8 protein-coding genes are annotated in these 4,228 nt (G+C 45.7%); 1 reads left to right on the top strand and 7 read right to left on the bottom strand.

Features of this window, described 5'->3' with window-relative positions; genetic code table 11:
- From mbpC to KFO40_RS25235, 6 genes are all read right to left on the bottom strand, one after another.
- The coding region (gene mbpC / locus KFO40_RS25255; protein ID WP_149963477.1) for a mobilization protein MbpC at nt 1-374 on the bottom strand (374 nt) is incomplete at its 3' end.
- A complete protein-coding gene (gene mbpB / locus KFO40_RS25250) occupies nt 331-1,125 on the bottom strand; it encodes a mobilization protein MbpB (RefSeq protein ID WP_007560590.1) in 795 nt (264 codons plus the stop codon). The genes mbpB and mbpC, both read right to left, overlap by 44 nt.
- On the bottom strand, nt 1,122-1,421 hold the full coding sequence (gene mbpA, locus KFO40_RS25925) for a mobilization protein MbpA (protein ID WP_004327437.1): 300 nt from the start codon (nt 1,419-1,421) through the stop codon (nt 1,122-1,124). Before mbpA ends, mbpB begins: the two co-directional genes overlap by 4 nt.
- Before the next feature lie 192 nt (nt 1,422-1,613).
- Nucleotides 1,614-1,811, bottom strand: a complete 198-nt coding sequence (locus tag KFO40_RS25245) for a hypothetical protein (protein ID WP_004295503.1) — start codon at nt 1,809-1,811, stop codon at nt 1,614-1,616.
- Between the two features lie 10 nt (nt 1,812-1,821).
- Entirely contained in the window at nt 1,822-2,097 is a 276-nt protein-coding gene (locus KFO40_RS25240) for a type II toxin-antitoxin system YoeB family toxin (protein ID WP_004327436.1), read from the bottom strand.
- Nucleotides 2,094-2,345, bottom strand: a complete 252-nt coding sequence (locus KFO40_RS25235; protein WP_004295507.1) for a hypothetical protein — start codon at nt 2,343-2,345, stop codon at nt 2,094-2,096. Before KFO40_RS25235 ends, KFO40_RS25240 begins: the two co-directional genes overlap by 4 nt.
- Nucleotides 2,346-2,757: 412 nt before the next feature.
- On the opposite strand from KFO40_RS25235, the gene KFO40_RS25230 reads away from it, so the two are divergent.
- Nucleotides 2,758-3,783: a replication initiation protein gene (locus KFO40_RS25230; protein ID WP_004295509.1), complete on the top strand. Its 1,026-nt coding sequence runs from the start codon at nt 2,758-2,760 to the stop codon at nt 3,781-3,783.
- Between the two features lie 36 nt (nt 3,784-3,819).
- Here KFO40_RS25230 and KFO40_RS25225 read toward each other — a convergent pair whose 3' ends face one another.
- The gene (locus KFO40_RS25225) at nt 3,820-4,053 is read right to left on the bottom strand and encodes a charged multivesicular body protein 2b-B (RefSeq protein ID WP_195196363.1); all 234 of its coding nucleotides are present in this window, start codon (nt 4,051-4,053) and stop codon (nt 3,820-3,822) included.
- Between the last annotated feature and the right edge of the window lie 175 nt (nt 4,054-4,228).

The raw sequence follows: 4,228 nt of genomic DNA, 5'->3' as shown, positions 1-4,228 counted from the left end.
GCATCCGTCCAAAGATAGCACATGAAACAAGCGAACAATAGGGAGATAACAGCACAAAGGATTGAGTAGAACGAAATTCGTTTGTCCACATAACCGCCGTTTTTCATTCTGTACCCCTGCCGTTCAAAGTCCGCCAACACGTTTTTTAGGCGATTTTCGGCACTTTCAAGGCTTTTCCCGTCTATTTGTACCTTTCGGGCTGTTGCGTCCTCTATGCGCTTCGTATAGACTTCAACACGCTTTAGTTCTTGATACACCAGTTCTACCGCAAGCTGCGGGTTTACCCTTGGCGTTGTATCTTTTCTTTTCCGGGGGCTGTACTGTCCCTGCTTAACGTTGGAAGCTGCCGCTTCCGGGTGTGAGTTTGTTTCCATGAGATATGTTCATTGAGTTGCACTTCAGTTTGCTTTGTGTCCGCTCGATATGGGCGAGAGTGTAGCCTTTCCCTATCTCGCTTGCCTTATACTCCGTACCGCTTCGGGCTGTGACATAGTAGCCGTTAAGTTTCCCGGTGCTTGCCCTGGCTTCCCGGACTTTAAAACCTCTCTTACCAAGTTCTTCCTTGAATTTGGTAAAGTCAAAGCCCTGCATCTTCTTCAATACGCCGTCCATGGCTTCCTTGATTTCCGCTTTGTTGACTTTGCCAATGTCCTGCGACTGTACAAAGTTCCGTTCCTTGGCTATGGCATTGGCGGCTTCCGTTGCCTTTTTCCCTATCCAGTTGTCCCGGTACAGTTCCCCGGAAAGGGAAACCCGGTTTGCCAGTATGTGCAGGTGGGCTTGCTCTTTCTTGCTCTCCGTACCGCTGTGCCGGATGATGATGTACTGGTGGTTCGCCAACCCCATGCGCTGCATGAAGTCGTTACCAAGTTCCGCCCAGTCCGCATCCGTAAAGGTGGCGCTTTCCTCTATCGAGGGGCTGACCTCGAAACGTAGGCAGTTGTTTTTTACGTTCGGAAAATCAATGTGATACGGTTTCATTTCCTGCACCATTTCCGCACCAGTACACCCATAAAGTTCATGCCGGGCTATCTCGGTGGCTACTGCCTGCCCGTTTATCTCTTTGGCGAGGTCGTACTCCAATGCCGCCACACCATGTGATATGCTTTTCCCTTTCCCTATCATCGTGAGAGTATTTTTTTGAGCTCTGTAATTAGTGCCCGGTTCTCCTCGAACACTTCCCGGTACTGGCGACCACCGAAGTAGTTGTTCAGCCGTTGGAGCGTTCCTTTCAACTGGGCTATGTCCCGGAGAAGCTGCCGTTCCTCCTCGGTGTACCTCTCCCTTGGGCGCCCCCCAAGGGACAAACTCCGGCAGTATTCCGATACGCTTAGACTGCACCGGGCTGCCTGCTCCGCAAGTGCGTCCTTTTCAAGTTCGGTACACCGGAATGTAATCTTTTCGTTCCGTCTTAGTTCCATGCCACAAAGGTAATCTTAAAATCTTTTTGAGCAAAGCGAGAAAAGCAAGAATTGTCCGACAAGGACACTTCTTGCTATATATACACATGCCGCATGGGAATACATCCACGCCAACCGCCCAGCAAAAAGCCCCGGCGTGTTAGAAAATCCCCCACAGCCTAACAAATTCTACCCCATTTCTACCCAAGGGGATTACACGCCGCAGAAGTCATCCGGGAACATGTCTTCCAGTTCGTCCAAATCAATGGTTTCTTCTTCGGACACCTCCACCCATTCAATGTTTTCTTTCCCTCTTATCGCACATGAGTACATCTCGGCGGCGGCAAGAGAAGAGAACACCTCGTGCATAGGCTCGCCGTTCTCTAACCAGTAAACACAATATTCGACCATAACAGTTTTATCATTTATCGTTGTAATGCCCCTCTACCTCCAAGATGTAGACCTCTACCACTTCCTCGTAAATGTCATAGATTATCCGGTCATGGGCGGTAATGTGTCGAGACCATGTAATATCCCCACCGCCCCTTAACGCTTCGGGATGCCCAAGCCCAGTCTTAGGGTGCTCTAACAATTCTTTGTAGATTTTCTTATACTTCTTGAACAAATTGGGGTTTGATTTCTTCCATTTGGCAATCACCTTATCCACCCCGTCGGAAACCCTAATTGTGTACATCATAGACTATCGAAATAAGCGTCAATATCCTCACTGCTTTTGAGGGTAACACACTTTCCGGATTTGATTTCTTCCCTTGCCTTGTCAATCCTTGCTTGCAGCTCCGGGGTTATCATCAAATCTTCACGACCAACTTTTACCAAAGCGTAAATCTCGTTTTTCCTGCGAATTAGTACCTGCTCGCCATTGTCAGCTTTGGTGAAAGACGCTGCGAGGTTGTTACGGTATTCTCTTACTGATAATGCTTCCATATCTGTTTGCTTTTAAATTCAGCACAAAGATAGCTATATTTCAATAAAATACAAACATTTTGTACACAAACGTGTACACGCCATAAAAACCCGTTTCCAATCCTACCGCCCGTTGGTTGGTTTTGCTTTGCTCTTTTTCCCTATCGTTTTTCTTTTTCCGACAGTAAATCAACCACTTAGCTCTATAAATTCCCCTTGTCTGTTATAAGCATCGTCTGTAATATGCTCTATCACTTCTTCGCAAACGCCCATAAATAAAGGGATTAGAACATGTGTTTCCCCACACTTTGGGAGTTTAGTCCCCACACTTTGGGAGTTTAAAAGTAAATTAGTCCCCACACTTTGGGAGTTTTACCCCTCTTTTTTTGTTTTAATGTGGGGATTGTGTATATTTGCAGCAAATCAATCGTTTATGAAAAAGAAACTACCTATTACCAAGAATAAAGATGTTGTTGTTTCATGGGTATATACATGGTCAAAACAGCAAGACATGTCCATACACGAACAAAGAATAGTTCTTCGCATACTGGAAGCGTGCCAAGCTGAACTAAAGGGAGTAAAACTGAAAGATTATGCAGGCACGAAACGCAAGTTTGAGCATGGACTTTGGGATGTTGATGCACAAATGCATGTATCTGACGTTATTTTTTCCGGACGTGATTACAATGAAATCATAGCCGCACTCGATTCTTTGGCAGGACGTTTTTTTACTTACGAAGATGACGAGGAATGGTGGAAGTGCGGATTTATATCTAACCCAAAATATAAAAAACGCACTGGCATTATAACCTTTCGTGTGTCTAACGACCTTTGGGATGTGTTTACCAAGTTCGCCAAGGGGTACAGAGAATTTGAGTTAAACAAGGCTCTTGCGCTACCTACTGGGTATTCCCTTAGGTTTTACATGTTAATGAGTGGGCAGGTGTACCCTTTGGATATATCCCTTGAAAACTTGAAAGACCGTCTTGGCATACCTGCGGACAAATACAAGGACAAGAACGGAAAAGACAGAATAGATCATTTTGAGGAAAGAGTTTTGAAACCAGCAAAGGCTGCGCTTGATGAGAGCTGCCCATACACTTTCAACTACGTGAAAGTGCGTGAAAACCCAAACAACAAACGTAGCAAGGTGACCGGGTTTAGGTTCTACCCGGTCTATCAACCACAGTTCAGAGATGAAGAACTGGAAGGGAAAGAATTGCAAGCAAAGGTTACAGCACGATATCAGATAGACAGCCATGTGTACGAGTACCTCCGTTATTCCTGCGGCTTCACATCGGAAGAGATAAACCGGAACAAAGAGACATTCATAACGGCACAAGAAAAGATAACCGACCTTATCGGAGAACTGGCTCTCCTAAACGGAAAATCACGAGAAAAGAACAATCCGAAAGGGTGGATTATAAACGCCCTTAAAGGGAAAATCAAGGATAAGTAACAAGATTACCCGGCTGAAACACTCCGGGTAATCTTGTCAAATCAGAGGAACGATTTCCATTTCTACACCAAGTTCTTTCATCTGCTGTTGTATTTCCTCGCTGCTTAGTTTCTCTCTCGCCAGTGCAAGCCCATGAAAGGCGTCCCAGCCTGCCGGCTTCGAAACGATACTACCGTTTAGGACGGCATGGGTGATTTCGCCGCCGGACTTCGCACCCTTGTTCAGTATGAAGAAGAACCGGGGTTCTTCGTGTTCCGTTGTTGTTCCCATAATTCGTAAAGTTAGATGTTTATTTATTCCCCTTTTGTTCCCTTGCCTGCTCTTGGTAGTATTCATAATACTGCTTGTAGTTGTCCCGGTCTTTGGCTGCATCCGTCCAAAGATAGCACATGAAACAAGCGAACAATAGGGAGATAACAGCACAAAGGATTGAGTAGAACGAAAT

Origin of the sequence: Bacteroides sp. 1001302B_160321_D4, assembly GCF_015667765.1 — a bacterium.
Lineage (GTDB): Bacteria > Bacteroidota > Bacteroidia > Bacteroidales > Bacteroidaceae > Bacteroides > Bacteroides xylanisolvens.
The sequence above is the reverse complement of the archived record's forward strand: the minus strand, read 5'-3'. Positions and strand labels throughout refer to the sequence as shown.